Annotated in this window: 12 protein-coding genes and 1 riboswitch; of the genes, 7 read left to right on the top strand and 5 right to left on the bottom strand. The window is 72.1% G+C overall.

The window, feature by feature from the left end:
* Positions 1–93: 93 nt before the first annotated feature.
* The 4 genes from JI751_RS01080 (at position 94) to JI751_RS01065 (ending at position 4,204) form a co-directional block, all read left to right on the top strand.
* Entirely contained in the window at positions 94–522 is a 429-nt protein-coding gene (locus JI751_RS01080) for a hypothetical protein (RefSeq protein WP_201932351.1), read from the top strand.
* 159 nt (positions 523–681) lie between these two features.
* Positions 682–1,449: a SurA N-terminal domain-containing protein gene (locus JI751_RS01075; protein ID WP_201932348.1), complete on the top strand. Its 768-nt coding sequence runs from the start codon at positions 682–684 to the stop codon at positions 1,447–1,449.
* 104 nt (positions 1,450–1,553) lie between these two features.
* Positions 1,554–3,215 (top strand): hypothetical protein, encoded by a 1,662-nt coding sequence (locus tag JI751_RS01070; protein WP_201932345.1) that lies wholly within the window; start codon positions 1,554–1,556, stop codon positions 3,213–3,215.
* A gap of 26 nt (positions 3,216–3,241) precedes the next feature.
* A complete protein-coding gene (locus tag JI751_RS01065; protein ID WP_201932342.1) occupies positions 3,242–4,204 on the top strand; it encodes a hypothetical protein in 963 nt (320 codons plus the stop codon).
* A 15-nt stretch (positions 4,205–4,219) separates the two neighbouring features.
* On the opposite strand, the gene icmF is transcribed toward JI751_RS01065, so the two are convergent.
* The 3 genes from icmF to JI751_RS01050 all read right to left on the bottom strand — a co-directional run bounded on the left by icmF (position 4,220) and on the right by JI751_RS01050 (position 8,767).
* Entirely contained in the window at positions 4,220–7,402 is a 3,183-nt protein-coding gene (gene icmF, locus JI751_RS01060) for a fused isobutyryl-CoA mutase/GTPase IcmF (protein ID WP_201932338.1), read from the bottom strand.
* A gap of 133 nt (positions 7,403–7,535) precedes the next feature.
* Entirely contained in the window at positions 7,536–8,027 is a 492-nt protein-coding gene (locus tag JI751_RS01055) for a MarR family winged helix-turn-helix transcriptional regulator (protein WP_201932321.1), read from the bottom strand.
* Complete coding sequence (locus JI751_RS01050; RefSeq protein WP_201932318.1) at positions 8,024–8,767, bottom strand: helical backbone metal receptor; 744 nt, start codon at positions 8,765–8,767, stop codon at positions 8,024–8,026. Before JI751_RS01050 ends, JI751_RS01055 begins: the two co-directional genes overlap by 4 nt.
* Positions 8,768–8,831: 64 nt before the next feature.
* On the opposite strand from JI751_RS01050, the gene JI751_RS01045 reads away from it, so the two are divergent.
* Positions 8,832–9,968, top strand: a complete 1,137-nt coding sequence (locus tag JI751_RS01045) for an aldehyde dehydrogenase family protein (RefSeq protein ID WP_201932316.1) — start codon at positions 8,832–8,834, stop codon at positions 9,966–9,968.
* Here the strand turns inward: JI751_RS01045 and JI751_RS01040 are convergent.
* Both JI751_RS01040 and JI751_RS01035 read right to left on the bottom strand, forming a co-directional pair.
* On the bottom strand, positions 9,931–10,368 hold the full coding sequence (locus JI751_RS01040; RefSeq protein WP_201932314.1) for a GNAT family N-acetyltransferase: 438 nt from the start codon (positions 10,366–10,368) through the stop codon (positions 9,931–9,933). The genes JI751_RS01045 and JI751_RS01040 overlap by 38 nt on opposite strands.
* Positions 10,365–11,279, bottom strand: coding sequence for an alpha/beta hydrolase (locus tag JI751_RS01035; RefSeq protein WP_201932313.1), 915 nt, complete (start codon positions 11,277–11,279; stop codon positions 10,365–10,367). Before JI751_RS01035 ends, JI751_RS01040 begins: the two co-directional genes overlap by 4 nt.
* A 41-nt stretch (positions 11,280–11,320) precedes the next feature.
* Positions 11,321–11,431: riboswitch (TPP riboswitch) on the top strand.
* Between JI751_RS01035 and JI751_RS01030 the strand changes: the two genes are divergently transcribed.
* Both JI751_RS01030 and JI751_RS01025 read left to right on the top strand, forming a co-directional pair.
* Entirely contained in the window at positions 11,424–12,500 is a 1,077-nt protein-coding gene (locus JI751_RS01030) for a thiamine ABC transporter substrate-binding protein (protein WP_201932312.1), read from the top strand. It overlaps the preceding riboswitch by 8 nt.
* 64 nt (positions 12,501–12,564) lie before the next feature.
* Positions 12,565–14,199: an ABC transporter permease gene (locus JI751_RS01025; RefSeq protein WP_201932311.1), complete on the top strand. Its 1,635-nt coding sequence runs from the start codon at positions 12,565–12,567 to the stop codon at positions 14,197–14,199.
* Position 14,200: the final 1 nt, after the last annotated feature.

Below are 14,200 nucleotides of genomic sequence, written 5' to 3'. Positions count from 1 at the left end.
TTCGTGGATGCGGTGTCAGGGATTGGTCGTGCGGAGCGGGCCGATCGTCACGCGCATGTGAGCCGGATCTCACGCCTCGGGCATGATTTGCGCATGCGCTTCACCGAGCACGAGCTGACTGTCGCCGTCACCGCCGCCGCGAAGATCGTGGCCGGCGGCAGGATCGGCAAGCCTGGAAAGGGCTTGGGAAAGGGCTTGGGCAAGGGGGAGGAGAAGTGGGAGGCGATGAGCAAGATCGACCGCTACCACCTCCTCGAGGCAGTGGGCGGCCAGGTGCTGCCCGTCCTGCTCGCGCTGCCCGACGTCGAGGTCGAGGCCGGGACCCGACCGACCTTCACCGACGCGCAGATCGCCACGGCCGTCGAGCAGACGATGGGCGAGACCGGCATCGGGCGGCTGGGCTCGACGAAGCTGGGGCAGAAGGCGGCGGTCGCCGCGCGCCTCACGCTCGTGCGTACGGCCCTCGCCCAGCTCCCGGTCCGGCAGGACCCCGACGCCCTGATCGTCCCCGACCACCTGTGAGGTGCCGCCTCGCAAGTCCCCGGATATCCGGGGACCTGCCCGCCCACAGGTAGAGATCTCTACCTGCAAGCGGGAGTCCTGGGTGCGAAGTCCGGCGGATCGGCCCCCTGAGAACCGCGTTCAGGTTCGGTGCGTACCGTCGAGATGGTGACTCACCTGATGCGAACCCGTACTGCCCTCGGCCTCGTGGCCGCCACCAGCCTGCTCGTGCTCTCCGCCTGCGGCGGCAGCAGCGACTCGTCCTCGAGCGACCCCTCGAGCGACAAGGACGCCTCGGCGAGCGAGACTCCCAGCGCGAGCGCCGACGCCGGCGCCGAGGGCGGGCCCGACCTCACCGGCATCCCCGACGTCGTGGCCGAGGTCAACGGCGAGGAGGTCACCAAGGACGAGTTCGTCCCGCTCTACGAGGCGGCGTTCCAGCAGGCGGCCGCCCAGGCGCAGAGCAGCGGCCAGGCCCCGGACGAGGAGCAGATCAAGCAGCAGACGGCCGACGACCTCGTCTCGACCGAGCTCCTCGCGCAGGAGGCGGAGTCCCGTGGCATCGAGGTGAGCGACGACCAGATCGACGCCGAGCTCGAGACCATCGCGCAGCAGAACCAGATGGCCTCCGCCGACGAGCTCCTGAAGGCGATCGAGGAGAACGGCCTCACCGAGGACCAGGCCCGCGACCAGGTCGAGATGCAGCTGCTCGTCGAGCAGCTCGTCGAGGACGAGGACGGCAGCACGACGCCGAGCGAGAAGGAGCTGCGCGCGATCTACGCGAAGGCCAAGAAGCAGGCGGCGGGTCAGCAGGGCCAGAAGATCCCGTCCTACGACCAGGTCCACGACCAGCTCGCCGAGCAGGCGAAGACCGAGCAGATCGGCAAGGTCGCCGGCGCCCTCGTGGAGGACCTCCGCAAGGACGCGGACATCACGATCAACCTCTGACCCCTTCGGGCATGGTCCACTGACCGGGTCGGATCCGGCCGTTTGGCGCGACCGGATCGGGGAACGATGCCTGGCGACAGGCACGACCAGGGGGACGGTGGGGAGTGACGGATCCGGAGATCGAGCACGCGCGTCTCGTCTCGGGTGACGCGGCGACGCTGCGACAGCTGACGGCGACGCTCGAGGCATCCGCGCACGCGCTGACGGGTGCCCGGTCCGACATCGCCGACGCCCAGGACGTGGTGGTCTGGAACGGCGCCGGTGCCGTCGCCTTCGACGCCCGCCTCTCCACGCTCCGCTCCGGCGTCACCCTCACCCGTACGACGGTGCAGCGCGCCCGCGGCGCGCTCGAGACGGCCGCCGCGGCCTACGAGCGCGCCGAGGCCAACGCCGACTACTACATCGGGTTCTGGCGCAACCGGCCCGCCGCGCTGCCGCCGGTGGTCGAGGAGATCTTCGCCCGGCTCGTCAACGCCTTCCTGCTCGGCGTGGGCGTCGACTACAACCAGCAGCTCGCCGCCGTCGAGGCCGTCCTGACGGGCGACGAGGTCGACCTCGACAGCCTCGACGAGGAGACGCGCGAGTGGGTGGAGGAGGGGCTGCGCAAGAACGAGGAGTGGCTGGCCGGCAACGACAGCGGCCTCGGCCCCATCATCCCCAACACCGCGGCCACCGGCGACGACCGCGGCTGGATCCCGCAGGGGCTGGGCTACGACCCGGACTCGCACACCCTCATCCAGAGCTACTACACCAAGGACGGCACCTCCTACCTCGCCCTGATCGACGAGATCACCGGCAAGAAGATCGGCGAGGTCCGCCTCGGTGGCGACTTCCCCGTCCCCGAGACCGGGGGCGCCGCGCCTGACCGCCCCAACCACGCCGGGGGTGTGAGCGTGCAGGGCGACAACGTCTACGTGGTCGACAACGGGCAGGTGTTCACCTACTCGCTCCAGGAGCTCCGGGGCGGCACGGCGGACGACAAGGTCGACCCGGTGCGGCCTCCGCAGGACGTGAGCGGCGGCTCCTACTCGGCGATCCACGGAGGGCGTCTCTACCTCGGCGACTTCGAGAACGACCTGCTCCACGTCTACGAGAAGCAGGGAGGCGACTGGGTGAAGGTCGACGTCGTCGACACGCCCCAGGACTGCCAGGGCGTGGTCGTGCGGGACGGGCAGTACGTCTTCAGCTCCTCCTACGGCCGCGGCAACGAGAGCAGCCTGATCGTCCAGGACGCGGTCACGGGGGACAGGAGCGATCCCTACGTCATGCCCAACATGTCGGAGGGGATCGTGGAGGTCGACGGCGACGTGCTGACGACCTACGAGTCCGGCGCCGGCCACTACCAGCACGCCGACGGCACGTCGGGCTGGTGGTGGGGCCTGGACGACAACCGCGACCTGTGGCCCAGCACGCACATGACCCGCACACCGCTGTCGGACCTCGGTGTCGGTCAGGACCTCGAGATCGAGCCCGCGTCCCTGACCCGGGCGGCCGGCGACCTGGGTGCTCCCGCCGACGTGCTCGCCAGCGAGTCCGCGACGGTCGGCGGCGTACGCGTGCCCGCCCATGCCCTCGGCCGTGTGCCCGCGGCCGCCGGTCTCAGCCGTGCGATCAACGAGCTGGTCGAGACGGCCGGCGACAGCCTGCGCACCGGGTCCCGTGCGGTCGGTGCCGCGGCCGAGCTGCTGGTCGCCACGGCCCACGACCACACCCGTGTCGACGACCACGTGGGCGCCGCCTTCCGCGGTGCCACGCCGCTGCCGTGACGGGGACGCTCTGCCATGCTTCCCGCATGTGGCGCGCCATCTCGGGGGTTGTCCTGCTCGCCCTGCTCGCCGGGTGCGGCTCGGACGGCACCGGCGACGTCGACGACTCCGCGGCCTGGCGGACCAGCAGCGATCCGGTGGACCCCACCGGTCTGATCTGGGCGTCGGGACAGACGGTGCACCTCGCGGACGGTACGACGCTCGACGTGGGCGCCGACGTCGCCCGGTTCGCCGTCGCCGGTGACGGCATCTTCTTCTTCGAGGACGACGGAGGTGACCAGGGCAACGACCTGCGCCGGGCACCGCTCCTCTACGGCGCGGACGGAGCCGCCCCGGTGGACACCGGGCTGGAGGTCGACGGGGACATGGTCGCCGCCTCGCCCGACGGGACCCACCTCGCAACCATCGTGATGAACGACGACGACACCCGGGCGACGGTGATGGTCTTCGACCTGACGTCGGGCGACGTGGTCCGCTCGACCGACGGCCTGGAGCCGGGCTCCGACCCGGCCTTCGAGTTCGCCGAGGCCGAGCTCAGCGTCCTCGGGATCGACGACGAGCTGCTCTACGGCAGGTCGCTGGAGGGTGACTTCGCCTGGGACCTGGTCACGGGCGAGGGACGCGAGTCGGACCCGATGTCCCTTCCCACGGACACGACGAGCCCCGACGGCGCCTGGACCATCCAGGACAGGCGGGACGGCACCGTCCGCGCCATCGAGTCACCCTCGGGCGAGCAGGTGCCGCTGCAGCTGCCCGCCGATCAGCGCAGCTACCTCACCGCGTGGGCCGACGACTCGACGGCCGTCGGCGTCTCGGTGGAGGGCGGGTCCGAGGAGGGCCTGGATCCCGGTGACACCGTGCGCCTCCTGACCTGCCGGGTCCCCGAGGGGGAGTGCGAGGTCCGCACCGACGTTCCGGACGGGACGGTCGTCCTCCCGATGCGCGGCGACACCGGACAGCGGTTCACGATCCAGACCGGTACGCCCTGAGCAGTCCGCCCGGGTTCAGACGTTGCGGCGGTACTGGCCGCCCACCTCGAAGAACGCCTCGGTCACCTGCTGCAGCGAGCAGACGCGAGCGGCGTCCATGAGGACCGCGAAGACGTTGTCACCCTTGATCGCGGCGTCCTTGAGCCGGGCGAGGGCCTCCTGCGCCTCGGCGCCGTGCGCGGCCTGGAAGGCGCGCACGCGGTTGAGCTGCGACTCCTTCTCGGCGTCGGTGGCCCGCGCGAGCTCGATCTCCTTGGGCTGGGCGTCGGCCGCCGACTCCTTGACGAAGGTGTTCACGCCGATGATCGGCAGCGAGCCGTCGTGCTTGCGGTGCTCGTAGAGCATCGACTCGTCCTGGATCCGCCCGCGCTGGTAGCCGGTCTCCATCGCGCCGAGCACGCCGCCGCGCTCGTTGATCGAGTCGAACTCGGCCAGCACCGCCGCCTCGACGAGGTCGGTGAGGTCGTCGATGACGTACGAGCCCTGGAGCGGGTTCTCGTTCATCGCCAGGCCCCACTCGCGGTTGATGATCAGCTGGATCGCCAGCGCACGGCGTACGGAGTCCTCGGTCGGGGTCGTCACCGCCTCGTCGTACGCGTTGGTGTGGAGGCTGTTCGCGTTGTCGTAGATCGCGATCAGGGCCTGCAGCGTGGTGCGGATGTCGTTGAAGTCCATCTCCTGCGCGTGCAGCGACCGGCCGCTCGTCTGGACGTGGTACTTCAGCTTCTGCGAGCGCTCCGAGGCGCCGTACTTCTCCTTCATCGTCACCGCCCAGATGCGGCGTGCGACGCGGCCGATCACGGAGTACTCCGGGTCCATGCCGTTGGAGAAGAAGAACGACAGGTTGGGCGCGAAGTCGTCGATGTGCATGCCGCGCGCGAGGTAGGACTCGACGTAGGTGAAGCCGTTGGCGAGGGTGAAGGCGAGCTGGCTGATGGGGTTCGCCCCGGCCTCGGCGATGTGGTAGCCGGAGATCGACACGGAGTAGAAGTTCCGCACGTCGTTGTCGATGAAGTACTGCTGGATGTCGCCCATCATCCGCAGCGAGAACTCGGTGGAGAACAGCGCCGTGTTCTGGCCCTGGTCCTCCTTGAGGATGTCGGCCTGCACGGTGCCGCGGACTTGCTTGAGCGCGTCTGCCGCGGAGATGCCGCGCTCGGCCGCCTGGTCGATGGCGGCGTTGAGGAAGAACGCCAGCACCGTGGGGGCAGGGCCGTTGATGGTCAGCGACACCGAGGTCGTCGGGGCGATCAGGTCGAAGCCGTCGAAGAGCACCTTCATGTCGTCGAGCGTCGCGACGCTCACGCCCGAGGTGCCGACCTTGCCGTAGACGTCGGGGCGCGGGTCGGGGTCGCGGCCGTAGAGCGTCACCGAGTCGAACGCCGTCGACAGGCGGGTCGCGTCGTTGCCGTGGGACAGGATCTTGAAGCGGCGGTTGGTGCGCGCCGGGTCGCCCTCGCCGGCGAACATCCGCGCGGGGTCCTCGTTGTCGCGCTTGAACGGGAAGACGCCGGCGGTGAACGGGTAGTAGCCCGGCAGGTTCTCGTTGCGCCAGAACGTCACGAGCTCGCCGTGGTCGGCGTAGCGCGGCAGCGACACCCGGGGGATCTTGGTGCCGCTGAGCGACTCCCTGGTCAGCCTGGTGTGGATCTCCCGGTCGCGGACCACCACGACCTGCTCGTCCCCGGAGTACGACTCGACGACCGCGGGCCAGCGCTCGATCTGGTCGGTGATGTCGTGCGGCACCGCCTTGCGCGCGGCCTCGAGCAGCTCGGACACGCCGCCCGCATCCCCCTCACCCAGTGCGTCGGCGACGTACTGCACGCGCTGGAGGTTGCGCGCCGCCTCCGCCAGCTCGGTCGTCCGCGCGTGGTAGCCGCGCACGGTCTCGGTGATCTCGGAGAGGTAGCGCACGCGGTCGGCGGGCACGACCTGCCGGATGCCCGAGGAGTGGCGTACGTCGACGTGCGGGAGCGTGCCCTCGACGATCGGCAGCCCGGCGTCGGCGAGCTCGCCGCGCAGGTGCTGGTAGAGCGCGGTCACGCCGTCGTCGTTGAAGGTCGCGGCGCTGGTGCCGAAGACCGGCATGTCGTGCGGCTGCTTGCCGAACGCCTCACGGTTGCGGACCAGCTGGCGGCCGACGTCGCGCAGCGCGTCCTTGGCGCCGCGACGCTCGAACTTGTTGATCGCGACCGTGTCGGCGAAGTCGAGCATGTCGATCTTCTCCAGCTGCGAGGCGGCGCCGAACTCCGGCGTCATCACGTAGAGCGAGTGGTCGACCAGCGGCACGATGCCCGCGTCGCCCTGGCCGATGCCGGGCGTCTCGACGATGACCAGGTCGTTGCCGGCGGCCTTGAGCACGTCGATCACGTCGGCGAGGTGCTCGGGCACCTCGTGGGCACCGCGCGTCGCGAGCGAGCGGAAGAAGACCCGGTCGCCGTCGAGGGAGTTGGCGCGGATGCGGTCGCCGAGCAGCGCGCCGCCGCCCTTGCGGCGGGTCGGGTCGACGGCGATCACGGCGATGCGCAGCTTGTCCTGCTGGTCGGTGCGGAAGCGGCGTACGACCTCGTCGGTCAGCGACGACTTGCCCGAGCCGCCGGTGCCGGTGATGCCGAGCACGGGCACCTCGCGGCGCTGGGCGGCCGCGCGGACCTCGGTGAGCATCGCCTCGTCGAGGCGGCCGCCCTCGGCGCCGGTGATGGCCCGGGCGACGGCGAACCGGTCGCCGCTGAGGACCTGCTCGACGCTGACCGCGCCCTCGGACCAGAGGTCGACGTCGCAGTCGGCGACGACGGAGTTGATCATCCCGACGAGGCCCATCTTCTGGCCGTCCTCGGGGGAGAAGATCGTGACGCCCGACTCGCGCAGCCTGGTGATCTCCGACGGCACGATGACGCCGCCGCCACCGCCGACGACCTTGACGTGGCCGGCGCCCTGCGCGCGCAGCGACTCGACGAGGTACTCGAAGTACTCCACGTGCCCGCCCTGGTAGGACGACACGGCCACGCCCTGCACGTCCTCCTCGAGCGCCGCGTCGACGACCTCCTGCACCGAGCGGTTGTGCCCGAGGTGGATGACCTCGCAGCCCTGGCTCATGAAGATCCGCCGCATGATGTTGATCGACGCGTCGTGACCGTCGAACAGCGCGGACGAGGTCACGAGGCGGATCGGGTTCTTCGGCGTGTGCAGGTCAACCATGACCAGATACTAGGACGTCCAACTACCTACTCGCGAGTCACCGTTCTGTCGACTGCGGTCACCGGATATCCGGTGACCGCAACGGTTGTCGGCCCAGATCCAGGCTGACAACCATGGAAGTCGGGTGCACAGCTCAGCCGCCGTCGCCCAGGCCGGTCCGGAGGGCGGTGAGCCGGTCGGTCAGGTCGCGTACGTCGCCCTCGGGCAGGCCGGGGGTCTCGAAGACCTCGCCGTTGAGGGCCGCCGTCGCCTCCTCGACCGCCTCGCGGCCGGCGTCGGTCAGCACGGCGCGTACGACGCGACGGTCGGCGTCGTCGCGGACGCGCTCGACGAAGCCCTGCGCCACCAGGCGGTCGACGGCGCTCGTGACGCTCGTCGGGTGCACCTGCAGCAGCGAGCCGAGCCGCGACATCGGCATCGCCGCCTCGCGGGCGAAGGACAGCAGCCGCAGCACCTCGTAGCGGGCGAAGGTCAGGCCGCGCGGGCGCAGGACGGCGTCGATCCGCTCCATCAGGAGCTGCTGCGCGCGCACGACGGAGGTCACCATCGCCATCCCGTCGGCGGCGTCGGACCAGCCGTGCGCCACCCACTGGCGGTGGGCCTCGCCGATCGGGTCGCGCGTCATGGCTGCACGGTAGCCAGCATCTCGTGCGCCTCGACCATCGCCGGGCCGTACCAGGTCAGCAGCCGTCCCGACACCAGCCGGGTCGGCGTGCGCAACGCCTCGGGCCCGTCGGAGTCGGTGAAGACGTACGGCTCGTCCGGGAGGAGCACGACGTCCGCACCGGCGTCGTCGATCGCGTCGGGCGTGACCGTCGGATAGCGCCCGTCGCCGGGAGCCATCACGTTGACGAGCCCGGCCCGCGCGAGCAGGTCGTCGGTGTAGGTCGGGGAGCCGACGACCATCCACGGGTCGCGCCAGATCGGCACGGCGACGCGGAGCCGGGGAGCAGCGGGCTCGGACCAGAGCGAGCGCGCGGAGACCAGCCACGGCGGCTCGGGCAGCCCGAGGGCGAGGGAGAACAGCCGCGACATCGAGTCGATCGACTCCTCGACGGTCTCGATGCGGGTGACCCAGACGGCGACGCCGGAGTCGCGCAGCCGGCGCACGTCGAGCTCGCGGTTCTCCTCCTGGTTGGCCACCACCAGGTCGGGCGTCAGCGCGCGGATCGCCGCGAGGTCGGGGTTCTTGGTGCCCCGCACGCGCGTCACGGACAGGTCGGCCGGGTGGGTGCACCAGTCGGTGGCACCGACGAGGACGTCGGGCGCCGACGCGGCGATCGCCTCGGTCAGCGACGGCACGAGTGACACGACGCGACTGGCTGCACCTGCCAGCGGGACGGCATGTCCGAGGTCGTCGCGCATGACACGAAGGTTAGACACCGCACGGGTGATGGGCGATGGCACCGCAACGTGGTGGAGTTGCCTCATGAGCAAGCGTTTGCGGTCCGCCGCAGTGCTCCCCGTCGACGGCGTGGAGCTGTCGACGGCGGAGCAGCGGACCTTCCCGGCTCTCGAGCCGACGACCGGAGAGCCGCTGTGGCAGGTGCCCGACGCGGGCGTGGAGGACGCGGTCACCGCGGCCACCGCCGCCCGCCGCGCGCTCCTCGAGACGCCGTGGAGCACCGACCTCACGCTCCGCAGCGACGCCCTCCGGCGCTTCCACGAGGCGCTCCACGACCGGGCCGACGACTTCGCACTGCTCATGGCGACCGAGGCGGGCGTGCCGGTCGCGCTGCGCGCCGACCACCTGGACGCGCCGATCGCGCAGATGCTCGTCGAGGACCGCGACCAACAGCCTGCCGTGACGGCGGTGATCACCCCGGGCACGTCACCGCTGGCGGTCGCCATAGAGGAGGTCGGGCGGGTGCTCGTCGCAGGCGGCACCGTCGTCCTCAAGCCCGCCGTCGAGGCGTCCAGCGCCGCGCTCGAGCTCGGCCGCATCGCCCTCGACATCCTCCCGCGCGGCGTGCTCAACGTGATCACCTCCCGCGACGTCGACGTGGCGATCGCGCTCACCCAGGACCCGCGCATCGACGCGGTGTCCTTCACCGGCTCGGCCGTCAGCGGCGAGCGGGTGCTGGTCGCGGCGACGCGGGCGGGCAAGGCCACCCGCATCGACGTCGGTGGCGCCAGCGCCGCGCAGGCCACCGACGACGACCTCGCCGAGGTCGTGCGGGCCGCGGCGGCCGCGGTCGTCGCCAACGCCGGCCAGGGGTGCCGGCTCCCGACGAGCGTCCTGGTCCCGCCCCACCGCCACGACGAGGCGCTCGCCCTCGCGGTCGAGGCCATGGAGTCCGCGGTCGTCGGCGACCCGACCGACCCCGCCACCCGGTGCGGCCCGCTCCGCTCGCGCGTCGCGCGCGACCGGGTGCTGCGCTACCTGGCGCTCGCAGCGTCCGAGGGCGGCACCGTGGCGACCGGCGGCCACGCGCTGGACCGGCCCGGGTGGTGGATCGCGCCGACGGTGATGGGCGGCCTGTCGCCGCAGTCCCGGCTGGTGCGCGAGGAGGTCCTCGGCCCGGTGCTCATGGTCGTCGCGGACGACGCATCGGCACGTGCATGACGCCGTCCTCGTCGAACTCCGGGCCGGTCACCTCGAAGCCGTAGCCCTCGTAGAACGCGGTCAGCCCGGTCTGCGCGTCGAGCCGCACCTCGCGATCGCCGCACAGCGTGATCGCCTCGTTCATCAGCAGCGCGGCCAGGCCGCGTCCCCGCGCGGACGGTGCAACCACGACGCGGCCGATGCGCGCCCAGTCGCCGTCGTCGAGCACCCGGAGGGTGCCCAGCACGACGTCGTCCTCGTCGAGCAGCACGACGTGACGCGTCGCCGGCTCGAGGTCGCGCCCGTCGAGGTCGGGATAGGGGCAGTCCTGCTCGACGACGAACACCTGCTGCCGCAGCCGCCACACGGCGTACGCCGTCCGCGTGTCGAGGCCGTCGACGTCCGAGGTGACCAGCTTCATCGCAGGACACCTCCATCCACGAAGGCGACGACCTGGCGGAAGGCGCGGCGCGCCTCGGGGGCGAAGGGGAGGATGCCGTAGACGTGGATCAGGTCGGGCTCCTCGATGGCGGTCAGGTCCCAGCCGGCCTCGGCGGCGCGCCGGACGAGGAGGCGGCAGCCGGGGTGGAGCAGGTCGCGGGTGCCGTAGAGCACCATCGCCCGCGGCAGGCCGGCAAGTTCGGCCAGCGCGGGGGAGACCTCGGGGCGGCCGAGGTCGTCGGACGAGCCCGCCCACCACAGGGCGTACGCCTGGAGCTTGCCGAAGAACAGCCACGGGTCGATCGCGTCGACCGCCCGCGTCTCGGGGGTCGAGGTGGTGAGGTCGACCCACGGCGCGTGCATGACGAGGTGGGTGGCCGGGGTGAGCCCGCGGTCGCGCATCGCGACGGCGATCGCGAGGGCGAGCCCGCCGCCGGCCGAGTCGCCGGCGAGCACCACGCCGCCCTCCTCGCCGGCCCAGCGGCCCGCGTCGGCGACGAGCGCGTCGTGCGAGTCCGCCCACGTGTGCTCGGGCGCCAAGGGGTAGGTGGGCAGGACGATGCGGGCCCCGATCGCGTCGGCGAGCCGGGTGGCGTAGCGGACGTGCACCGGGTCGATCGGCGCCATGAACGCGCCGCCGTGGACGTAGTAGAGCGTCCGCGTCGCGCGCCGGCCGCGCGGCGTCAGGACGTAGGACGGGAAGCCGATGTCCTCGACCCTCACGTCCCACCGCTGGCCGAACCGCGGCACCGCGCGGGTCGGCAGGCCGGGCTCGAGGGTGCGGTGCCAGGCCTCGACGCGCGCCCGCTCGACCGGCTCGTTCTCGAGCTCGCGCGAGCGCCGGACCTTCGGGATCACCGTCGCGAGCAGCTGGTGGCGGAGGCTGGGCATGGCCAGAGCGTAGGCGGCGCCCGCGTCGGGGCTAGGCTGGTCCCACAAGACAGGGGAGCACGCGCAGGCGTGCTGAGAGTGCGGACCAGACCGCAGACCCTCCGAACCTGATCCGGTTAGCACCGGCGATAGGGAGTCACCACGATGCACGCACCCGTCCGCGCCCTCACGGCCACGCTCGCGGCCCTCACACTCAGCAGCTGCAGCCTGATGGGCGGCAGCGACCCGGCCGAGCCGAGCAGCTCGGCGTCCGACGGCACGACCGGCGGCACGTCCGGTGGCACCGTCGTGCTCGCCACGCACGAGTCCTTCCACCTCCCGAAGAAGCTCGTGCGTGAGTTCGAGGAGGAGTCCGGCTACACGCTCGAGGTCCGTGCGGCGGGCGACGCGGGCACGCTCGCCACGAAGCTCAGCCTGACCGCCGACAACCCGATCGCCGACGCGGCGTTCGGCATCGACAACACCTTCGCCTCGCGCCCGCTCGGCGAGGGCGCCTTCGCGTCGTTCTCGCCGACCACGACCCCGCCCGACGAGTACGCCCTCGCCGACGGCGGCGACCGGCTGGTCCCGATCGACTCCGCGAGCGTCTGCGTCAACGTCGACACCGACTGGTTCGACCGCGAGGGCCTCGAGCCGCCGCAGACGCTCGACGACCTCACCGACCCGGCGTACGCCGACCTGCTGGTGACGCCGGGCGCCTCGACGAGCAGCCCGGGGATGGCGTTCTTCCTCGCCACCGTCGCGCAGTACGGCGACGACTGGCCCGACTACTGGACCGACCTGATGGCCAACGGCGCCGAGGTCGTCGACGGGTGGGAGGACGCCTACTACGGCGACTTCACCGCCGGCGCGGAGAACGGCACCCGCCCGATCGTCGTCTCCTACGACTCCTCGCCGGCCTTCACGGTCACGGACGGCCGCACGACCACCGCGGCGCTGCTCGACACGTGCTTCCGCCAGGTGGAGTACGCCGGCGTGCTGGCCGGCGCCGACAACCCCGACGGCGCCGAGGCGCTGATCGACTGGATGCTCGGCGACGAGGTGCAGAGCGCCCTGCCGGAGTCGATGTACGTCTTCCCCGTCATGCCCGGCGCGACCGTGCCCGACGACTGGGCCGAGTTCGCACCGCAGCCCACCTCCCCCTTCGAGGTCGCTCCCGACGAGATCGCCGCCAACCGTGAGCAGTGGCTGACGGAGTGGACCGACGTCGTGTCCCGATGACCACTCCCGAGCTGCTGGTCGAGGTGCGAGAAGCCCCACCGACGAGCCTCGAGACCCTGTCCCGATGAGGCGCATCCTCGCCCTGCTCCTCCTGGCCGCCGGGCCGGTGCTGGTGCTCGGCGTCCTCTTCGTGCTGCCCGTGACGGGCATGGTGGCGGAGGGCTTCGTGGCCGACGGCCGCTTCGCGCCGGGCGCGGTCCTCGACGTCCTCGCCCGCCCGCGCGTGCACCGGGTCGCGTGGTTCACGGTGTGGACATCGGGGGTCGCGACGGTGCTCTCGGTCGTCCTCGGACTGCCGGCGGCGTACGCCCTGCACCGGCTCGCGCTGCCGGGCCGCGCGGCGGTCCGGGCGGCGCTGCTGGTGCCGTTCGTGCTGCCGACCGTCGTGGTCGGGGTCGCCTTCCGCCAGCTGCTCGGCGAGGGCGGGCCGCTCGGCGCGCTCGGGCTCGACGGCACCCCGGCGGCCATCGTGGCCGGCCTGGTCTTCTTCAACGTCGCCGTCGTGGTCCGCACCGTCGGCGTCGCGTGGGAGTCGCTCGACCCGCGGCCCGGACAGGCGGCGGCCGCGCTCGGCGCCTCGCCGTGGCAGGTGCTCCGCACGGTCACCCTCCCGGCGCTGCGGCCGGCGATCGTCGGTGCGGCGAGCATCGTCTTCCTCTTCTGCGCGACCGCGTTCGGCATCGTCCTCACCCTCGGCGGCGTACGCCACGCGACCGTCGAGACCGAGATCTACCTGCTGACCACCACGGTCTTCGACCTCCAGGCGGCCGCGGCGCTGTCGGTGCTCCAGATCGTCGTGGTCGTCGGCCTGCTGGCGCTGGCCGCGCGCCTGCGGGCCGTGCCGGACCCGACCGCCCAGCGCACGGTCACGCCCGTGCGTGCCGTACGCCGCAGCGACGCGGCCGTGGTGGCTGCCACCGGTGCGGTGCTCGCCGCCATGCTCGTGCCGGTCCTCACCCTGGTGCTCGGGTCGCTGCGGGTCGACGGCGGGTGGGGGCTCGGCAACTACCGCGCTCTGTCGAGCACCGGAGACAACCAGGCGCTGCTCGCGCCCGTGACGTCCGCGCTGGCCACCAGCCTGCGCACGGCGGTCGACGCGACGTGGATGGCGCTGCTGGTGGGCGTGCTGGTGGCCACGATCGTCACCCGGCGCTCGCACTCGCGCGCCGAACGGCGCGTGCGCTCGACCCTCGACGGCTTCTTCATGCTGCCCCTCGGGGTCAGCGCGGTGACCCTCGGCTTCGGCTTCCTGATCACCCTCGACCGGCCCCCGCTCGACCTGCGCGACTCGCCGTTGCTCGTGCCGATGGCCCAGGCCCTCGTCGCGCTGCCGCTGGTCGTCCGGACGCTCACCCCGGTGCTCGGCGGCATCGACGACCGGCAGCGGCAGGCGGCCGCGTCGCTGGGTGCGTCGCCGTGGCGCACGCTGCTGACCGTCGACCTGCCGGTCACGTGGAAGCCGATGCTCGCGGCGAGCGGGTTCGCCTTCGCGGCGTCGCTCGGGGAGTTCGGGGCCACGTCGTTCCTCGCGCGCGACGACAGCCCGACCCTGCCGGTGGTGATCTTCCGGCTGCTCGGCCACCCCGGTGCGATGAACTACGGCATGGCCCTCGCCGCCTCCGTCGTCCTCGCCGCCGCCACCGCCACCGCCATGCTCCTCGTCGAGCGGTTGCGCGTCCCCGGCGTGGGAGCGTTCTGAC

Origin of the sequence: Nocardioides baculatus, from assembly GCF_016735675.1 — a bacterium.
In the GTDB taxonomy this organism is placed as follows: domain Bacteria; phylum Actinomycetota; class Actinomycetes; order Propionibacteriales; family Nocardioidaceae; genus Nocardioides; species Nocardioides baculatus.
This window is presented reverse-complemented; position numbering and strand designations above follow the sequence as displayed.

What these genes read in the sequence shown, in the direction of transcription:
- JI751_RS01080 (WP_201932351.1), top strand. Translation starts at nt 94, where the DNA reads ATGCGCTTCACCGAGCACGAGCTGACTGTCGCCGTCACCGCCGCCGCG.
- JI751_RS01075 (WP_201932348.1), top strand. Translation starts at nt 682, where the DNA reads ATGCGAACCCGTACTGCCCTCGGCCTCGTGGCCGCCACCAGCCTGCTC.
- JI751_RS01065 (WP_201932342.1), top strand. Translation starts at nt 3,242, where the DNA reads ATGTGGCGCGCCATCTCGGGGGTTGTCCTGCTCGCCCTGCTCGCCGGG.
- icmF (WP_201932338.1), bottom strand. Translation starts at nt 7,402, where the DNA reads ATGGTTGACCTGCACACGCCGAAGAACCCGATCCGCCTCGTGACCTCG.
- JI751_RS01055 (WP_201932321.1), bottom strand. Translation starts at nt 8,027, where the DNA reads ATGACGCGCGACCCGATCGGCGAGGCCCACCGCCAGTGGGTGGCGCAC.
- JI751_RS01050 (WP_201932318.1), bottom strand. Translation starts at nt 8,767, where the DNA reads ATGCGCGACGACCTCGGACATGCCGTCCCGCTGGCAGGTGCAGCCAGT.
- JI751_RS01045 (WP_201932316.1), top strand. Translation starts at nt 8,832, where the DNA reads ATGAGCAAGCGTTTGCGGTCCGCCGCAGTGCTCCCCGTCGACGGCGTG.
- JI751_RS01040 (WP_201932314.1), bottom strand. Translation starts at nt 10,368, where the DNA reads ATGAAGCTGGTCACCTCGGACGTCGACGGCCTCGACACGCGGACGGCG.
- JI751_RS01035 (WP_201932313.1), bottom strand. Translation starts at nt 11,279, where the DNA reads ATGCCCAGCCTCCGCCACCAGCTGCTCGCGACGGTGATCCCGAAGGTC.
- JI751_RS01030 (WP_201932312.1), top strand. Translation starts at nt 11,424, where the DNA reads ATGCACGCACCCGTCCGCGCCCTCACGGCCACGCTCGCGGCCCTCACA.
- JI751_RS01025 (WP_201932311.1), top strand. Translation starts at nt 12,565, where the DNA reads ATGAGGCGCATCCTCGCCCTGCTCCTCCTGGCCGCCGGGCCGGTGCTG.